The 16,315-nt window shown below is 62.8% G+C and carries 17 protein-coding genes; 4 read left to right on the top strand and 13 right to left on the bottom strand.

Translation table 11 applies throughout. From position 1 onward, the window contains the following. Positions 1 to 58 precede the first annotated feature (58 nt). Together doeA and doeB are read left to right on the top strand one after the other, a co-directional pair. Positions 59 to 1,237, top strand: coding sequence for an ectoine hydrolase DoeA (doeA, locus tag O7A60_RS13215; RefSeq protein WP_337106688.1), 1,179 nt, complete (start codon positions 59 to 61; stop codon positions 1,235 to 1,237). A gap of 5 nt (positions 1,238 to 1,242) precedes the next feature. Then, a complete protein-coding gene (doeB, locus tag O7A60_RS13210; RefSeq protein WP_337106687.1) occupies positions 1,243 to 2,244 on the top strand; it encodes a N(2)-acetyl-L-2,4-diaminobutanoate deacetylase DoeB in 1,002 nt (333 codons plus the stop codon). A 114-nt stretch (positions 2,245 to 2,358) separates the two neighbouring features. On the opposite strand, the gene O7A60_RS13205 is transcribed toward doeB, so the two are convergent. The 8 genes from O7A60_RS13205 to O7A60_RS13170 form a co-directional block, all read right to left on the bottom strand. Then, positions 2,359 to 2,811 carry a MaoC/PaaZ C-terminal domain-containing protein gene (locus tag O7A60_RS13205; protein WP_337106686.1) on the bottom strand — a complete coding sequence of 151 codons (453 nt, stop codon included), beginning with the start codon at positions 2,809 to 2,811 and terminating at the stop codon, positions 2,359 to 2,361. Positions 2,812 to 2,819: 8 nt separating this feature from the next. Beyond that, on the bottom strand, positions 2,820 to 3,896 hold the full coding sequence (locus O7A60_RS13200) for a Gfo/Idh/MocA family protein (RefSeq protein ID WP_337106685.1): 1,077 nt from the start codon (positions 3,894 to 3,896) through the stop codon (positions 2,820 to 2,822). Further along, on the bottom strand, positions 3,889 to 4,218 hold the full coding sequence (locus tag O7A60_RS13195) for an L-rhamnose mutarotase (protein ID WP_027145216.1): 330 nt from the start codon (positions 4,216 to 4,218) through the stop codon (positions 3,889 to 3,891). The genes O7A60_RS13200 and O7A60_RS13195 overlap by 8 nt, the downstream gene beginning before the upstream one ends. A 10-nt stretch (positions 4,219 to 4,228) precedes the next feature. Beyond that, positions 4,229 to 5,341: a mandelate racemase/muconate lactonizing enzyme family protein gene (locus tag O7A60_RS13190; RefSeq protein WP_337106683.1), complete on the bottom strand. Its 1,113-nt coding sequence runs from the start codon at positions 5,339 to 5,341 to the stop codon at positions 4,229 to 4,231. A gap of 5 nt (positions 5,342 to 5,346) precedes the next feature. Beyond that, positions 5,347 to 6,444 carry an ABC transporter ATP-binding protein gene (locus O7A60_RS13185; RefSeq protein WP_337106682.1) on the bottom strand — a complete coding sequence of 366 codons (1,098 nt, stop codon included), beginning with the start codon at positions 6,442 to 6,444 and terminating at the stop codon, positions 5,347 to 5,349. 4 nt (positions 6,445 to 6,448) lie between these two features. Then, positions 6,449 to 7,315 (bottom strand): carbohydrate ABC transporter permease, encoded by an 867-nt coding sequence (locus tag O7A60_RS13180; protein WP_337106681.1) that lies wholly within the window; start codon positions 7,313 to 7,315, stop codon positions 6,449 to 6,451. Positions 7,316 to 7,332: 17 nt separating this feature from the next. Continuing rightward, complete coding sequence (locus O7A60_RS13175) at positions 7,333 to 8,226, bottom strand: carbohydrate ABC transporter permease (protein WP_337106680.1); 894 nt, start codon at positions 8,224 to 8,226, stop codon at positions 7,333 to 7,335. A gap of 123 nt (positions 8,227 to 8,349) precedes the next feature. Then, positions 8,350 to 9,669: an ABC transporter substrate-binding protein gene (locus O7A60_RS13170; protein ID WP_140505742.1), complete on the bottom strand. Its 1,320-nt coding sequence runs from the start codon at positions 9,667 to 9,669 to the stop codon at positions 8,350 to 8,352. A gap of 168 nt (positions 9,670 to 9,837) precedes the next feature. Between O7A60_RS13170 and O7A60_RS13165 the strand changes: the two genes are divergently transcribed. Both O7A60_RS13165 and O7A60_RS13160 read left to right on the top strand, forming a co-directional pair. Then, a complete protein-coding gene (locus tag O7A60_RS13165) occupies positions 9,838 to 10,635 on the top strand; it encodes an IclR family transcriptional regulator (RefSeq protein ID WP_337106679.1) in 798 nt (265 codons plus the stop codon). A gap of 53 nt (positions 10,636 to 10,688) precedes the next feature. Further along, a complete protein-coding gene (locus O7A60_RS13160) occupies positions 10,689 to 11,528 on the top strand; it encodes an amidohydrolase family protein (RefSeq protein WP_337106678.1) in 840 nt (279 codons plus the stop codon). A 19-nt stretch (positions 11,529 to 11,547) separates the two neighbouring features. On the opposite strand, the gene O7A60_RS13155 is transcribed toward O7A60_RS13160, so the two are convergent. From O7A60_RS13155 to O7A60_RS13135, 5 genes are all read right to left on the bottom strand, one after another. Then, positions 11,548 to 12,669 (bottom strand): extracellular solute-binding protein, encoded by a 1,122-nt coding sequence (locus O7A60_RS13155; protein ID WP_337106768.1) that lies wholly within the window; start codon positions 12,667 to 12,669, stop codon positions 11,548 to 11,550. Between the two features lie 32 nt (positions 12,670 to 12,701). After that, positions 12,702 to 13,862 (bottom strand): CaiB/BaiF CoA transferase family protein, encoded by a 1,161-nt coding sequence (locus tag O7A60_RS13150; protein ID WP_337106677.1) that lies wholly within the window; start codon positions 13,860 to 13,862, stop codon positions 12,702 to 12,704. Positions 13,863 to 13,864: 2 nt separating this feature from the next. Beyond that, on the bottom strand, positions 13,865 to 14,416 hold the full coding sequence (locus O7A60_RS13145; protein WP_337106676.1) for a MaoC family dehydratase: 552 nt from the start codon (positions 14,414 to 14,416) through the stop codon (positions 13,865 to 13,867). 355 nt (positions 14,417 to 14,771) lie between these two features. Further along, a complete protein-coding gene (locus O7A60_RS13140) occupies positions 14,772 to 15,764 on the bottom strand; it encodes a Tim44 domain-containing protein (RefSeq protein WP_337106675.1) in 993 nt (330 codons plus the stop codon). A gap of 74 nt (positions 15,765 to 15,838) precedes the next feature. Further along, positions 15,839 to 16,138, bottom strand: a complete 300-nt coding sequence (locus O7A60_RS13135) for a TFIIB-type zinc ribbon-containing protein (protein WP_337106674.1) — start codon at positions 16,136 to 16,138, stop codon at positions 15,839 to 15,841. Between the last annotated feature and the right edge of the window lie 177 nt (positions 16,139 to 16,315).

Here is a 16,315-nt window from a genome sequence, read left to right as displayed (position 1 = left end):
GAGCCGGATTCAACAAAGTTGAAACGGGCTCCAGCCCCAAAAAACGAGGACCAACACTATGCAGCTGAACCTGAAATTCTCGCGAAGCGAATATGCGGAACGCCTCGCCAAGACGCGGAAAGCCATGGAGGCGAAGGGCGTCGATCTTTTGATCGTCAGCGATCCCTCCAACATGGCCTGGCTGACCGGCTATGATGGCTGGTCGTTTTACGTCCACCAGGCGGTCATCGTGCCGCCGACGGGCGAGCCAGTCTGGTATGGCCGTGGCCAGGACGCCAACGGCGCCAAGCGTACCGCCTATCTCGCCCATGACAACATCGTCGGCTACGCCGACCATTATGTGCAGTCGACCGAGCGCCATCCGATGGATTTCCTGTCCAGCGTGCTGACCGATCGCGGCTGGGGCAAGCTCACCGTCGGCGTCGAGATGGACAATTACTGGTTCTCCGCCGCCGCCTTCGCCTCTTTGCGGCAGCATCTGCCCAACGCCCGTTTCGTCGATGCCACCGCGCTGGTCAACTGGCAGCGCGCGGTGAAGAGCCCGACCGAAATCGACTATATGCGCAAGGCCGCCCGCATCGTCGAGGCGATGCACCAGCGTATCGTCGACAAGATCGAAGTCGGCATGCGCAAATGCGATCTGGTCGCCGAGATCTACGATGCCGGCACGCGCGGCGTCGACGGCATCGGCGGCGATTATCCCGCGATCGTTCCGCTGCTGCCGTCGGGCGCGGACGCCTCGGCGCCGCATCTGACTTGGGACGACAAACCGATGAAGCGGGGCGAGGGCACGTTCTTCGAGATCGCCGGCTGCTACAACAGATACCATTGCCCGCTGTCGCGCACCGTCTTTCTCGGCAAACCGACGCAGGAATTCCTCGATGCCGAGAAGGCGACGCTGGAAGGCATGGAAGCAGGTCTTGCCGCCGCCAGGCCGGGCAACACATGCGAGGATATCGCCAACGCCTTTTTTGCCGTCCTGAAGAAATACGGCATCGTCAAGGACAACCGCACCGGTTATCCGATCGGTATTTCCTATCCGCCGGACTGGGGCGAACGCACGATGAGCCTGCGTCCCGGCGATCGCACCGAGCTCAAGCCCGGCATGACTTTCCATTTCATGACCGGCCTCTGGCTGGAGACAATGGGACTGGAGATCACCGAGTCGATCCTGATCACCGAAGCCGGTGTGGAGTGCCTGGCCAATGTGCCGCGCAAGCTGGTGGTGAAGGATTGAGCCCGATGTCCAGTCTTCGCCCGTCGCCCATTACGCCGACCGTCGATTTCGATCGCGGCGGCGTCCAGCATGGTTTCCTGCGCCTGCCCCATAGCCGCGACGACTCGGCCTGGGGCTCGGTGATGATCCCGATCTGCGTCATCCGCAACGGCAAGGGGCCGACGGCGCTGCTGACCGGCGGCAATCATGGCGACGAGTATGAAGGGCCGCTGGCGCTCTACGAACTCGCCAGGACGCTCGATCCCGACCAGGTCAGCGGCACGGTGATCATCGTGCCGGCGATGAACTATCCGGCCTTTCGGGCCGGCACGCGCACCTCGCCGATCGACAAGGGCAATATGAACCGCAGCTTTCCCGGCCGGCCCGACGGCACGGTGACGCAGAAGATCGCCGATTATTTCCAACGCGAGCTGCTTCCCCGCGCCGACATCGTCTTCGACTTCCACTCCGGTGGCAAAACGCTGGATTTCGTGCCGTTCTGCGCCGCCCATACCTTGCCCGACAAGGCGCTGGAGCAGAAAGCCTTTGCCGCGGTGGCGGCATTCTCGGCACCGTTCTCGATGCGCATGACCGAGATCGACGCAATCGGCATGTATGACACGGCGGCCGAAGAAATGGGCAAGGTCTTCGTCACCACCGAGCTCGGCGGCGGCGGCACTTCGCGAGCCGAGACGGTGCGGATCGCCCGGCGCGGCATCCTCAACGTGTTGCGTCATGCCGGTGTCGTCGCCGGGGCGGTCGAGACGGGCAAAACCCAGTGGCTGGACATGCCCTCGGGAGATTGCTTCTGCTTCGCCGAGGACGACGGCATGATCGAAACCATGGTCGACCTCGGCGAGCCCGTCGAAGCGGGCGTGGTTCTGGCGCGTATCCATTCCACCGGCCGCACCGGCGTTGCACCGCAGGATATCCGGGCGAAAATGTCGGGCATGCTGGCGGCGCGGCATTTTCCTGGCCTGGTCAAGGCTGGCGACTGCGCCGCGGTGGTCGCCGTGAAGGTCGATTGACTGATGTGATTTCCCCGCCCGGACCATACCGGGCGGACGCCGCTGCCAGCGGACCGGTTCGCTGCTCTGGAGCGAATCACCATCTGCCACCGGTTCGCGGAATGGCGCGGAGTTTCAGCCCTGCGCCGGCTTGCGTTCGACGATGTAGATGTGGTCGGCCGCCAGCACCACCTCGCCACGCTGGTTGATCACCTCGCAGCGCTCGATCACCCGCCCCGAGGTGGGCCGCTTGGGGTCGTCCTCCTTGGCCGCGATGGTGGTGCGCGTGCGGATCGTGTCGCCGATGAACACCGGCTTGATGAAGCGCAGCCGGTCATAGCCATAGGAAAAGGCGACAGGGTTGACCACGTTCGCCGTCAGCCCGATGCCGACCGAGAACACCAGCGTGCCATGCGCGATGCGCTGGCCGAACGGCGTCGTCTTCATGAACTCGGCGTCCATGTGGTGCGGGAAGAAATCGCCGGTGTGGCCGGCATGGACGATGAAGTCGGTCTCGGTGATCGTGCGGCCGCTGGTCAGCCGCGTCGAGCCGATCTCGTAGTCTTCGAAATAGGTGATCTGTTCCATGTCCTGCCTTACGGCTTTTCGGCCAGCGGCGTCGCCGGCGCCGCGCTCGATTTATAGGCGGCTTCCACCAGCGCCATGGTGGTCCAGGCGTCTTCGACCGAACTGACCAGCTTGTCGTCCTCTCCGCAAGCAAAGCGCTGGACATTGGCCATGCGCCCGACAAAGGCGTCGGGAAACCATTCGCCGGCCAAAGGCACGGCTATCCAATCGGTCCCGCCTTTCGGATAGATATCCAGAATGTCCGGTTCGCCACGGGGATAGTCGAGGTTGAGGCCGAGCTTGAGATAAGCGGCACCTTCCGTGCCGCAGATGCGGAACTCGCAGGCCTGATGCCGGCGTCCGAACTTGTGGTCGTGATTGATCGACAGCGCGCAACGCACCGTGTCACCATAGTCGAGAATGGCGCTGGTGCGCGTCTGCGCCACCTTGTGGTTGGGATGGCCGAGTGTCTTGGCGTGGACGCCCCTGGGGTCGCCGAGCAATTGCCGGATCAGATCGAGATAATGGATCGAATGCATGGCGATCTCGACGCGCGGCGCCTTGAGCAGGAATTCCCACAATTGCCACGGCGTCGCCAGCGCCAGCCAGGCGTCGAAGTCGACGACCTCGCCGAGCCAGCCCTTGGCGATCGCGTCCTTCAGCGCCAGCATCATCGGCGCGAAGCGCAACTGGAAATTCACGGCCGCTTTGAGGTTCTTGGCGCGACATATCTCGAGGATTTCGGTTGCCTCGCCGAGATAGTTGCCCATCGGCTTCTGGATCAGCGCGAACGCACCGTCGGGCAGGACCTTCAGGATCTCGGCGTGCCGCCCCGGTGGCGTTGCCAGATCGAAGATCGCGTCCTTCACTTCAGCGGCCTCTTCCACCGAGCGGAACGCCGTCACGCTCCATCTATCGGCCAGGGCCTGCGCCTTGGCCTGGTCCGGATCGTAGAGGCCTGCGATTGGAAATGTCGCCTTCCGGTAGGCCGGAAAATGCGCGTCGCCGACGATAGATCCGGCACCGAAGGTGACGATCGGCCGGGGTTTTGAGGGCTCTGGCCAGGACTGGATGAGCGAGGCGGGGTCGAAACCGGCCTCAGTCATGGTGGAAGACTTCGTCCATCGAAGCCCACCACTCACCTTCCTTGCGGGTTGCAAGCGGCTCTTGGCAGGGCACGCAGACGGACCACCATTCCTGCGTCTTCGGGTCGGCCGCCATCTTGGCCATATCGGCCGCGTAGTCGGTGCCGTGATATTCGTAATAGGAAAACAACAGGTTCTCCGGCCGCTTCAGGTAGATCGAATAATTCTTGATGTTGCAGGCCGAGATCATGGTCAGCACATCCGGCCAGACAGCGGCATGGAGGCGGACATATTCCTCGACCTTTTCCGGCTTCAGCCCCAGAACCATTCCCATCCGCTGCATGTTCGTTCCCCTATTTCGTGATCGCCGTGGTGAATTCGGCGATGCTCATGGCCTTGACCGCGGCCCAGTCCCAATCGATGCCGATACCGGGCTCGTCGGGCGCCAGCGCATGCCCATCCTCGATGCGCATGTGCCTGCCGGTCAACTGGTCGAGTTGCGGAATGTACTCGACATACCTGCCGTTCTGAACAGCACAGGTCAGGCTGACATGCAATTCCATCAGGAAATGCGGGCAGACCGGAATGTCGAAGGCTTCCGCCGCATGGGCGATCTTGAGCCAGGGGGTGATGCCGCCGATGCGGCCGACATCGACCTGCACGACCGAGCAGGCGCCTTTCTGCATATATTCGCGGAAATGGCGCATGGAATAGAGCGATTCGCCAACCGCGATCGGCGTCGGCGTCGAGTTCGACAACCTGATATGTCCGTCGATGTCGTCGGCCGGCAGCGGCTCCTCGATCCATGCGAGATCGAGTTCGCGCAACCTCGCCGCACGCCGGATCGCCTCGTCCACCGAGAAGCCCTGATTGGCGTCGGTCATGATCTCGTAGCCGTCGCCGACCGCCTTTCGCACCGCCGACAGGCGCGCGAGATCCTCAGACCCATGCGGCCTGCCGATCTTCACCTTCGAGCCACGAAATCCCTTCGCCTTGGCGGCCAGCGCATCGTCGACCAGCGCCTGCGTCTCGATATGCAGCCAGCCGCCTTCGGTCGTGTAGAGCGGGCAGCGGTCCTTGGCGCCACCGGCGAGCTTCCACAGCGGCAGGTTCTGTTTCTTCGCCCTGAGGTCCCATAGTGCGGTGTCAATCGCCGCGATGGCGATCGCCGTGATCGCACCGATCGTGGTGGCGTGGGTGGCGAATTCGAGATCGTGCCAGATCGCCTCGATCATATCAGGATCGCGGCCGATCAGGCGCGGCACCAGGTGGTCGGACAAGAGCCGCATCACCGACGAACCGCCGGTGCCGATCGTGTAGCTGTAACCGGTGCCGACCGCGCCGTCGGAATCGGTGATCGTCACGATAGGCGTTTCCTGGCTGACGAAGCTCTGGATGGCGTCTGTGCGCTTGACCTTGGGCACAAGGTCGATCATCCGCAGTTCGATTTTCTCGATCCTTGCCATGTCGGTCAGCTCCGCAATGTCTTTCCGGTCCCGGTGGCAAACAGATGCGCCTGCGACAGGTCGAGGCTCATGGCGACGCGCTCGCCGGATCGCAACGGCCTCGGGTTCAGCATGCGCGAGACCCAATCGCTGCCGTTGAACTCAACGAACACCAGCGTCTCGTTGCCGAGCGGTTCGGTGACGGTGATCGGCAATTCGATCTGGTGCACGTCGGCGGAACTTCCCGAACTGATGCCATGGCCGGTCGGGTAGATGTCGTCGGGCCGCAGCCCGAACACGACTTTGTCGCCGATAGCGACATTGGCCTTGAACTGGCTGGGCAGCGGCAGCTTGGCGCCGCTGGCGAAAGCCAGCTGGCCGTCGTCTATCGTGGCCTCATGCAGGTTCATCGGCGGCGAGCCGATGAAGCCGGCGACGAAGCGTGTCGCCGGGCGCCGGAAAACCTCGTCTGGCGTGCCGACCTGTTCGATGTAGCCGTCGCGCATGATGACGATGCGGTCGGCAAGCGTCATCGCCTCGACCTGGTCGTGGGTGACGTAGATCACCGTCGATTGGACCTTTGCATGCAGCTTCTTGATCTCGGTGCGCATCTGCGTGCGAAGCTTGGCATCGAGATTGGAAAGCGGCTCGTCGAACAGGAAGACATCGGGGTCGCGCACGATGGCGCGGCCCATGGCGACGCGCTGGCGTTGCCCGCCGGAGAGTTGCGACGGGCGGCGGTCGAGCAAAGTATCGAGCCCGAGGATGGCTGAAGCCTCGGCGACACGGCGGTCCATATCCTCCTTGGCGGCACCGGCGATCTTCAGCGAGAAGCCGAGATTTTCGCGCACCGTCATATGCGGGTAGAGCGCATAGGACTGGAACACCATCGAGATATTGCGCGAGCGCGGCGGCAGGTCGTTGACGACGCGCCCTCCGATCTCGATCGAGCCGGCGCTGATCTCTTCCAGCCCGGCGATCATGCGCAACGTCGTCGACTTGCCGCAGCCTGACGGGCCGACCAGCGCGATGAATTCGCGGTCCGTGATGTCGAGGTCGATGCCATGCACGATCTGGATATTGCCGTAGCGCTTGGTCAGCTTTTTGAGGGAAACCGTTGCCATTGGATCAGCCTTTCACCGCGCCGGAGGTCAGGCCGCCGACAAGGTGTTTCTGGACGATGAAAGTGAGGGTGAGCGCCGGGATGATCATCACAACGGCGAGCGCGCACATGCCGCGCCAGTCGATGGTGAACTCGGCCGTGTAGTCGAGCAGGCCGACCGGCAGCGTCTTGGCGCTGACCGAGCGGGTCAATTGGGAGGCCAGCGCGAACTCGTTCCAGCAGGTCAGGAAGGCGAAGATCGCCGCCGACGCAATGCCCGGTCCGGCGAGTGGGAATTCCACCTGCCAGAAGGCCTGCCAGCGCGTACAGCCGTCGATTTGTGCTGCTTCCGCGAGGTCCTTCGGCACCTGGCGGAAGAAGCCGTCGATCAGCCAGATGGTGAAAGGCACGTTGAGTGCGACATAGGCGAGGATCAGCCCGAAATGCGTGTCGATGATGCCGAGCCGCACATAGAGGAAGAACAGTGGCAGCGACAGCGCGATGCCCGGCACCGTGCGCGTCAGCATCAGGCCGAGGAAGACGCTCGACTTGCCGCGGAAGCGGTAGCGCGCGAAGGCATAGCCACCGGCCATGCCGATGGCGACCGCGATCACCGTCGAGGTCACCGAGATGATCAGCGAGTTGCGGAAATACTCGATGACCGGAATGCCGCCCTTGCCGATGCCCGAGAACATCGCGACATAGGCGTCGAACGAAATGTCCTGCGGGATCCACACCGGCGGCTTCGCCATGATCTCGACCGTCGGCCGCAGCGACGACAGCACGATCCAGAGGCCGGGCAGGCAGATCGTCAGCATCGCCACGAACAGGCCGATGCGGTAGACGATATCAAGCAGCCGGCGCTTGAGGCGGGCGGAAGAATTCTCGTCCATCTTCACCACCCCGCCCTTCACCACTCGGCACCGATCTGCGTGCGCGCCGCGGCGAGCTTGTTGAAGAAGTAGACTGTGAAGGCGATCGACAGCAGGATCGAGAAATAGGCCATGGCGTTGGCCATTCCCATGCGTCCGTCGCTATAGGCGGTGCGCGCCACCAGCGTCCAAAGCAGTTCGGTGCGGCCGGCCGGTCCGCCATCGGTCATGATCTTGACGATGTCATAGGCGCGCGCCACGTCGAGCGAGCGGATGGTCATGGCGATGTAGGCGAAGGGCATGACGAACGGCCACGTCACATAACGGAATGTCTGCCACGGCGTGCAGCCATCGACGCGAGCCGCCTCGATTGGTTCCTTGGGCATGGCGAGCAGCCCCGCCAGGATCAGGATGGCGAAGATCGCCGTCGACGACCAGATCTCGGCGACTGAAATGGCGATGAAGGCGAGATGGCCTTCGATCAGCCACGGGATGGCGTCGCTGGTGATGCCGAGCGACTGCAGCGCGTTGTTCACCAGGCCGATATTGTCGTTGAACATGAACTTGAACTGAAAGCCGACGAGGATCGGCGAGAACATCATCGGAAACATCATCAGCGTGCGCAGGATGCGCTGGCCGCGTGTCGCCTTCTCGACCAGCATGGCGAGGCCGAGGCCAAGCAGCATTTCAAGATTGAGCGCGATCGTCAGCAGCAGAACCGTGCGCCCGAATGCCCACCAGAAATCGATATTGGCCAGGATCGAAAGATAGTTCCGCAAGCCGATGAAGACGAAAAACGTCTCGGGCTTGGTCAGCCGGAAGGGCGTGAAGCTGGAATAGAGCGAGAGAAGCAACGGCACCACCACGACCGCCGCCAGCACGATGAACGCCGGAAGCAGCAGGAATGGTGCGGATGGCTTGATGCCCTTCATCGGGGTCCTTTGGTATCTGGCATGCAATTTTGGGGCCGGGGCCTGACCGGTGAATGGACAGCACCGGCAAGACGCGATCGCCTCCCCCTTTGACAGTGGGGGAGGCGGTCTTGGGAACAATGCCTAGAGTTTGCCGGCGTCCTGCAGGATCTGCGTCGCCTTGGCGGCGGCTTCATCCAGTGCTTGCTTGGAGGTCTTGTCGCCGAGGATAGCGGCCTGCAACTCGGGATAGACGGCGTTCGAGATCTCGATCCACTCAGGCGTCTGCGGCACGGCAAAGGCGTGCTTGGCTTCTTCCTGGAAAGCCGACAGAACCTCCTTCTTGTAAGGATCGTTCGCGGCCTGCTGCAGGTCCCAATCCCAGACTGCGGTGCGCGTTGGCAGCGGGCCGGCGGCGGCCTCGAGCTTCTGGCTGTCCTCGTTGGTCAGCCACCATACGAGCGACGCGGCTGCCTCCTTGTTCGGGCAATTCTCGGTCACCGAGAAACCATGGAAGCCCGACCAGCCGGTGCGCACTCCAGCGGAGCCTTTCGGCGCGACCTTGACGCCGACATTGCCGGCGACCTTCGACGACTTCGGGTCGTTGAAGAATCCGGCCCAGCCCGGCCAGTCCAGATTGATGGCGACGGTGCCCGAAGCAAAGCCCTGGCCGAGATCGTCCCAGAGATAGTTGGTGGTTCCGGCCGGCACGGCCTTAGCCTTGTAGAGGTTGACGAACCAGTCGAGCGCCCGGATGCCGGCCTCGGAATTGAAGACCGGCTTGCCGTCCTTATCGAGATATTCGCCGCCCTCGGCGACGACCATTTCGTAGAAGCGGCCGTTGATCGCCTCTTCCTTGCCGGCGAACTGGGTGCCGTAGAAATTGGGCGGGTTGGCGAAGAATTCGGCCTGGTCGGTGACTTCCTTCCAGGTGTCCGGTGGCACCAGGTCATACCCGTATTTGGCCTTGAATTTGGTCTTGTTGTCGGCGTTTTCGTACAGGCTCTTCTGGTAGTAGAGCGCCGAAACGTCGAACTGCGCACGCGGCAGCATCTCCAGCTTGCCGTCGATGGTTGCCGCCTTGATCGTCGACGGCACGAAGCCGTCGATCTCTGACTTCGGCAGGAGCTTGCTGAGATCGGTGTAGAGGCCGGTGTACTGCGGCGCGAAGGAGGAATGGTTCCAGCCGACGCACCAGTTGGTGCTGCCCGAGGCGATGTCGGACTTCAATTCCTTGTCGATGTCGAAGCCGTTCTTCTTGGTCAGGATATTGACCTTGGCGCCGGTCGCCTTCTCCCATTCAGGTATGCGCTCGTAGAGCTTTTCATATTGCTGGCCGCCGATCAGCTTTACGTCGACGGTCACGCCTTCGAACTTGCCGGGCAGGTCGCCGGCAAGGGCAGCACCCGCGCCAAATGCGAGTGCCAATGCGCCGGCGGACACGCCGGAAAGCAGTCTGTTCATTGATATCCTCCCTTGGTGCGCCTCAGCGGCGACCGCAACTCGTCTGATGACAAGAAGTCCTACATTCATATACAAACAAAACATTCATGGATACGTCAAGGCGAAATTTGTTTCCGCTAGCCGCGTTCCTGCGTATATGAAGAGCTGAATTCACTGGAGGGACGAGCCATGGACGACAGCGAAGACGAGCGCTACCGCGCGCCGGCGCTCGACAAGGGGCTCGACATCCTCGAACTGTTGGCTGGCCTCGATGGCGGCCTGACGCAGGCGGAAATCGCCAAGAAACTCGACCGCAGCCCCAATGAATTTTATCGCATGCTGGACCGGTTGGTGCGGCGTGGCTACGTCACGCGACTGGACGGCGACCGCTATTCGCTGACGCTCAAGCTGTTTGGCCTGGCGCAATTGCACGCGCCGGTGCGGCGGCTGGTTTCCTATGCGACGCCGCTGATGCGCGAGTTGGCCGAGACCTCGCAGCAAGCCAACCAACTCGTTGTTTTCGATCGCGGTTCCGCTGTCGTGATCGGCCAGCAGGAGGCGCCGAACTACTGGGGGATTTCGATCCGTGTCGGCTCCCACATTAGCCTGTTCGATACCGGTTCAGGCCACGTCCTGCTCGCCTTCCGTTCGCCGGAAGAGCGGCAGATGATGATCTCGGAGCATGTCCGCAGCACCGACAAGACCGCGCAGCCGGCCGAGTTCTTCGCCCGTCTCGACCAGATCCGCGACCGCGGCTACGAGATGATGGCTTCCATGCAGACCGCAGGCGTCTTCAACCTCTCCGCCCCGGTGCGCGGTTCCGACGGCAAGGCCATCGCGGCGCTGTCGATCCCCTACATCACCGTGGTCAACGCGCCGTCCGCGCCCGATATCACCCGGACCATCGAGTTGTTGCTGGCAACTTGCGAAAAGCTGTCGCACCTGGCTGGGTCGGCCGTCGGTTCATCGGCAGGAATTCTTATTTGAATGAAGAATTCCCCCGTGAGATGATCTGAGAAAACCAGCGGAGGAGCATCGTCATGATCATCGATACCCATTTGCATCTCATCGATCGCTCGGTGCTGCGCTATCCCTGGCTTGCCGGCGAGCCGGCACTGAACCGCGATTTCTCCTATGAAGAATACGCCACGGAGGCCCAGCGTGTCGGCGTCGGGTGCGTGCTGCATATGGAGGTGGATGTCGACCCGGCTGACATCGAGGCGGAAACCGCCCGTGTCGAGGGCCTGTCGCGGCAAGCGGGCAGCATGCTCGCCGGGGCGATTGCATCTTGCCGTCCCGAGGAGGCGGATTTCCCTGCCTATCTTGAACGCCAGCGGGCAAATCCCTTCGTCAAAGGCTTTCGCCGTGTCCTCCACGTCGTGCCGGACGATCTTTCGGAAGGGGCATTGTTCCGTGACAACATCAAGCGGCTTGGCAGCACCGGCCTGACGTTCGACCTCGTCGTGCTGCCGCATCAGATCCCCAGGGCGATGGCGCTCGCCGATCTGGCTCCCGATGTCCAGTTCGTGCTCGATCATTGCGGTGTCCCCGACATCAAGGGCAACGCGGAGCATCCCTGGCGTGAACACATGAGCGAGATCGCGCGGCGTCCGAACGTCATGGCCAAGGTCTCAGGGGTGGTCGCCTATGCGGACTCCGGCAGTTGGACGGTCGAGACACTGCGGCCTTACGTCGAACACACCATCAATTCATTCGGCTGGGACCGTGTCGTCTGGGGCAGCGATTGGCCGGTCTGCACACTTGGCGGCGGACTTTCGACTTGGGTGGCGGCGACACATGCGCTGCTTGCTGGCTGCAGCGTCTCGGAACGTGACAAGCTGTTGTCGGGAAATGCCCGCAAGCTGTGGCGGTTGAAGTAAGAATCCTGTTCAGGTCCCCTCAGGTGGCAGCCTGCGTACTGGCCCGGAACAGGTTGATGAGATCGGCGACGACCTGACCGGCCGGGTGGCCGGAGGTCAGGCCGGAATTGATGCGGTCGGACGCCGCCTGCTGGAACGCCATGTAGCCGTCACGACGCGGCCGCACCCAGGCGCCCTCCAGCGTCGCCCGCGTGTCCCGATAGAAATTACCGGTCGCTTCATTGACCGTCTGGTCTTCCCAGGCAGCCGCATGGCCCGGCTGGCCGCCGGCGGCTGCATAGATGCCGCGCTGGACATCGCCGCTGGCGATCCAGTAGGCGAAGTCGATCGCGGCGTCTTTCGCCTTGGAAAAGGCCGAGACCGCAATGCCTGTGCCGCCGAGCGCCGAGCCGATCGGGCCATTGGAACCAATGACCGGGATATCGGCAAAGGCCAGCCTGTTCGCGCGAAAACCCGACGCCGCATAAGAGACATAGCCATAGATCAGCGGCGCACAGACAATGCGGGAGCCGGCCTCGGCGATGCGCTCCGAGACGGCGATCGGATCCATGTCGAAGCAGGTGGGGTCGACCAGCGCCGCGATCTCTCGCATCGTCTCGAAGACTTCGCAGCCCGTCTCGACGTCGATAAGATCGCCCGACGGATCGGTCGCGCAGGGATGCCCGAGATTGCCGGCCAGCGTGTAGAATGTCATCAGGCAATGCGGTGGCCGCAGTGGCAGCAACACGCGGCCCTGCCGGGCGACAGCGAGCATCTCGCTCCACGTCGCCGCCGGCGCATCGAGCGCGTCCGGCCGCCAGGCCTGCACCTGCGCCGCCGCGTCGATCGGAAACGCCCATTGCCGGCCCTGCCAGGTGTAACTCGGATAGGATTGGCCGACGCTGCCCGAGGCAAGCGCGGCCCGCTCCGCCTCGCGGCCGGTGACGTCGAGCGGCTCAAGACAGCGCTCCGCGGTGATCTGGCCGACATGCGGATGATCGATGACGATCAAATCATAGGCGCGCGCCAGCTCCTCGACCGGATAGGATTCGAAATCCTGCAGCGAACGCTTGTCCCACTCGATCGCAACGCCGGTTTTCTGCTCCCACAGAGATGAACACGCGACCGTCGGATCATAGCCGCGCGGGTGGCTCCAGGTCATGCCCCTGAGTGTGGACTTAAGGAAGCGCGTGCTCACAGGCCGAACTCCTCGCGGATTTTCGCACTGTGATCGCCGATGCGCGGCGCCGCGCGGTCAACCTTGGCTCTGATTCCATCAACCCTGAGCGGTGAACTGGTGGTCAGGATCGAGACGTCGTCCTCACGCGTCACCGTCTGCAGCATGTCGAGCGACTGGAAACCTTCGCTTGCCAGCATCTCCGGCCAGTTCAACACCTTGGCGCACCAGATATCGGCCGGCTCCAGGATTTCAAGCCATTCGTCGATGGTCCTGGTGGCGATCCTCTGGGCGATGATTGCCTTGATATCGTCGCGCGCGGTGAACCAGGATGCCGGCTTGTCGCGATAGGGGGCCAACTCGCTGAGCGACAAGAGGTCGGCGAGCTTGGGGATAGGCGTCATGGCGATGGCGAGATATCCGTCCTTGGCCGGATAGACGCCATAAGGCGCGGAGAGATAGGCATGCGCGCTGCGGAAACTTGAGCGCCTGGGCAGGCGACGACCGTCATTGAGATGCGTGGTCAGCACCTCGAACTGGAAGTCGACCAGCGCTTCCAGAAGGCTGGTCTCGATATGGCTTCCCTGACCGGTGATGCCGCGCCGTACCAGTGCTGCCAGGATGCCTTGCGCGCAGGCCGCACCCGCCAGCATGTCGCCGATGGCGAGCCCGAACGGCACCGGCCCCTGGTCTTCGTCGCCATTCAACCACATCACGCCGGAGCGCGATTGCGCCAGAAGATCCTGGCCCGGGCGCTTCACCCACGGACCCTCCTCGCCATAGCCGCTGATCGAGGCATAGACCAGGCGCGGGTTGATCTGGCGGACGGCCTCGTAGTCGAGGCCAAGGCGTTCGATGACGCCGGGCCGGAAATTCTGGATCAGCACATCGGCCTTGGCCAGCAGCCCGCGCAATACCTTGAGGTCCGCCTCCTTCTTCAAATCGATGGCGAGGCTTTCCTTGGCCCGGTTGATGGCATGGAAGATCGTCGAATCGCCGCCGATCTCGGTGTCGCTGAGATAGAGCCGGCGCGACAGGTCGCCTCCGTCAGGACGCTCGACCTTGATGACGCGGGCGCCGAGATCGAGCAGCCTGAGCGAGCAGTACGGCCCGGACAGGAATTGGCTCATGTCGACGACGACGAGGCCGGCCAGCGGCAATTCGGCTGCTGCCGGCATCTCTATTTCTCCGTCTTGCCGACGAAATCGGCAGGGTGGCGGTACTTCACCGTCTGCAGATGCTCGCAATAGAGCACCAGCTCGCCTTCGCCCTTGAACACCTCGTAGCTGGCGCGGATCAGCCCCATCTCCTTATAGCGGGGCTTTTTGTCGAGGTTGGAACGGATCGAATAGATCGTGTCGCCGATGAAGACGGGCTTTATGAAGCGGAGCTTGTCATAGCCGTAGGAGAAGGCGTTGACGCAGTTGGTGGCGACCAGCCCCAGCCCAGCCGAGAAGATGAACGCGCCGGCGATCAGCCTCTTGCCGAAAATGCCTTCGCTCTCGGCGAACATCTGGTCCTGCACGTAGGGGTGGATGTCGAGCACCAGCGTGTTGAAGAGGTGGCTGTCGCCTTCCGCCATGGTGCGTCGCAACGAACGGATCTTCTGGCCGACCGGCCAGTCTTCGTAGAACCAGTTCTCGGCGTTCCACACCGGTAGCGCGGCATGATCTGCAGGCATATTCTTGGGGTACGTCGAGGCAACGCCGACGGTTGGCGCGAAATCGTTCATGGCTCAATCCACCGGTCTCGCGAGAGCGCCCAGGTGACCATTCGAGCACGCATCGAAGCGCCTGATTGCACGATGTCTCCTCCCCGCCAATCTTCTTTTGTAAATACTATTTTCACATATGGGGCTATGTTGCAAGCGAGGACAGGCGAAATTTTGGCCGGTTTTGCGCGTGGAAGCGCGGGTAGGGCAGGAGCAAATCATGCGCGGTGCATGAAATGGCCTGTCTGGTGTTTGTCGGCAGCTGAACCGGGAGACGCCTTATTTTCACGGCGCCGGCGGTGCTGTCTCCGCCGTCGAGATCAGCACGCCGATGTGCGTCAAGATCGTGGCTTGATCGCCAGTAAACTCGCCAGGCTCAAGCCTCCTGTATCGCCGAGAGCTTCCAGTTCGAGCCGTTCTGACGCGTGAACGTCCACAACTCGGTCGTCTCGGTGGGATGGCCCTCGTCGCCCTCGACGACCTTGCCGCTCGCCCGTTCGCGCATCACGTCGCGCGACTCATAACGCAATGCGGCGGTGGCGTAGTCGCGGTCATCCTCGCGCCAGCTTTCCGCGATGTCGGCCTGCAGCAGGGTGACATCTGACACCTCGTTTCTGAGACCTTTCTGGGCATTGTCGGCCAGTTCTTCCGACAGATAGGACACCATCTCGGGCGTCACCGACCGGCGCAATGCGGCATGGTCCTCGCGGCCGAATGCTTCCTGGACCTCGGTCAACAACTGCTGGAAGGCATCGAGGTCGGTCTGGGCCAGCGTGATCTCCTCGGACCGGGTGGCCTGATAGCCTCCGCCCGAACCGCCGCCAAAGCCGGGAATGGTGAAGGAGCCCGCGGTTCCCGTCTCCTGCTGTGCCGTTGCGCGGTTCTCAAACCGCGAAGCCTGGGCATTGTCCATGCCGGCGAGCGCGGGCGCGGGGCCACGCGCGGACTGCGACCGGAAGAACCTGATGGCCAGCATGATCGCGCCACCGATGAGCAGGGCCTGGAGCAGGAATCCGAACATGCCGGCGAGGCCGCCGAAACCCTGGCCCACGAGCAGTCCGATCAGGCCGCCGAGCAGCAGGCCGCGCATCATCGTTCCGCCGAAGCCGCTCATGAAGCCGGGCCTCTGCGGGCCGGCCTGCGGCTGCCGGGCTGCATTGTTCACGCCGGTATTGGGTGTCATCGAACGCTCGACCGGCGCGGTCGGCGCCGGCGCGGTCCTGGTCGGCGGTGCCGATTGGAAGGTGCGCGCGCCACGACTGCCGAAGCTGCCGCCGCGCCGCGCCTCGGCATGATCGATCGCGACCATGGAGAAGGCGAGGAACAGGCCGGCAAAGAGGGTAGCGAATCGGCTTGTGCGGGAAATCATCTGATAGAACCTTATCGATGTCGTTTCGGAAAATTTCAGCGAGGCGCTGGCCCGGGTCGCGGGCGTCATAAGGGTCAGTCGAACAGCTCTTCGAAGAATGATTTCTTTCGCTTCGGATAGCGTTGGCCATGCGAGCGTGAGTAATCGTCATCACGCTCCCGGCCATGGTGCGGCTGGGAGAACGCTGCCGGCTGTGGCTGCGGCGCGGGCGACGCATCCCTGCCGGAACGTTCGATGATCTTGTCGAGTTCGCCACGATCAAGCCAGACGCCGCGGCACTGCGGACAATAGTCGATCTCGATCCCCTGGCGTTCGCTCATCACGAGGGCGACGCGGCAGGAGGGGCAAGCCATGCCAAGGAGAGATGATGTCATCAGGGGCTCCTAACCAGAAAGGAATGAGCCCGCTCGACCGAAAGGAATGGAAACGGGCCCGTTGAAGCGGTCCGACATCACGGTCGCCAGAAGCGACAGTCAGAGGGGCCCGGCCCGCATTCGGGATTTAGGAATGCGGGGCGGCGCCTTCAAGGGGCAATATTGCCGGTGAGAATG

The organism is Mesorhizobium salmacidum (SeqCode) (assembly GCF_037179605.1).
Taxonomy (GTDB): Bacteria; Pseudomonadota; Alphaproteobacteria; order Rhizobiales; family Rhizobiaceae; genus Mesorhizobium; species Mesorhizobium salmacidum.
The sequence above is the reverse complement of the archived record's forward strand: the minus strand, read 5'-3'. Positions and strand labels throughout refer to the sequence as shown.

Bases quoted from the DNA above. Each gene is read 5' to 3' on its own strand.
- doeA (WP_337106688.1), top strand. From the start codon at position 59: ATGCAGCTGAACCTGAAATTCTCGCGAAGCGAATATGCGGAACGCCTC.
- doeB (WP_337106687.1), top strand. From the start codon at position 1,243: ATGTCCAGTCTTCGCCCGTCGCCCATTACGCCGACCGTCGATTTCGAT.
- O7A60_RS13205 (WP_337106686.1), bottom strand. From the start codon at position 2,811: ATGGAACAGATCACCTATTTCGAAGACTACGAGATCGGCTCGACGCGG.
- O7A60_RS13200 (WP_337106685.1), bottom strand. From the start codon at position 3,896: ATGACTGAGGCCGGTTTCGACCCCGCCTCGCTCATCCAGTCCTGGCCA.
- O7A60_RS13195 (WP_027145216.1), bottom strand. From the start codon at position 4,218: ATGCAGCGGATGGGAATGGTTCTGGGGCTGAAGCCGGAAAAGGTCGAG.
- O7A60_RS13190 (WP_337106683.1), bottom strand. From the start codon at position 5,341: ATGGCAAGGATCGAGAAAATCGAACTGCGGATGATCGACCTTGTGCCC.
- O7A60_RS13185 (WP_337106682.1), bottom strand. From the start codon at position 6,444: ATGGCAACGGTTTCCCTCAAAAAGCTGACCAAGCGCTACGGCAATATC.
- O7A60_RS13180 (WP_337106681.1), bottom strand. From the start codon at position 7,315: ATGGACGAGAATTCTTCCGCCCGCCTCAAGCGCCGGCTGCTTGATATC.
- O7A60_RS13175 (WP_337106680.1), bottom strand. From the start codon at position 8,226: ATGAAGGGCATCAAGCCATCCGCACCATTCCTGCTGCTTCCGGCGTTC.
- O7A60_RS13170 (WP_140505742.1), bottom strand. From the start codon at position 9,669: ATGAACAGACTGCTTTCCGGCGTGTCCGCCGGCGCATTGGCACTCGCA.
- O7A60_RS13165 (WP_337106679.1), top strand. From the start codon at position 9,838: ATGGACGACAGCGAAGACGAGCGCTACCGCGCGCCGGCGCTCGACAAG.
- O7A60_RS13160 (WP_337106678.1), top strand. From the start codon at position 10,689: ATGATCATCGATACCCATTTGCATCTCATCGATCGCTCGGTGCTGCGC.
- O7A60_RS13155 (WP_337106768.1), bottom strand. From the start codon at position 12,669: ATGACCTGGAGCCACCCGCGCGGCTATGATCCGACGGTCGCGTGTTCA.
- O7A60_RS13150 (WP_337106677.1), bottom strand. From the start codon at position 13,862: ATGCCGGCAGCAGCCGAATTGCCGCTGGCCGGCCTCGTCGTCGTCGAC.
- O7A60_RS13145 (WP_337106676.1), bottom strand. From the start codon at position 14,416: ATGAACGATTTCGCGCCAACCGTCGGCGTTGCCTCGACGTACCCCAAG.
- O7A60_RS13140 (WP_337106675.1), bottom strand. From the start codon at position 15,764: ATGATTTCCCGCACAAGCCGATTCGCTACCCTCTTTGCCGGCCTGTTC.
- O7A60_RS13135 (WP_337106674.1), bottom strand. From the start codon at position 16,138: ATGACATCATCTCTCCTTGGCATGGCTTGCCCCTCCTGCCGCGTCGCC.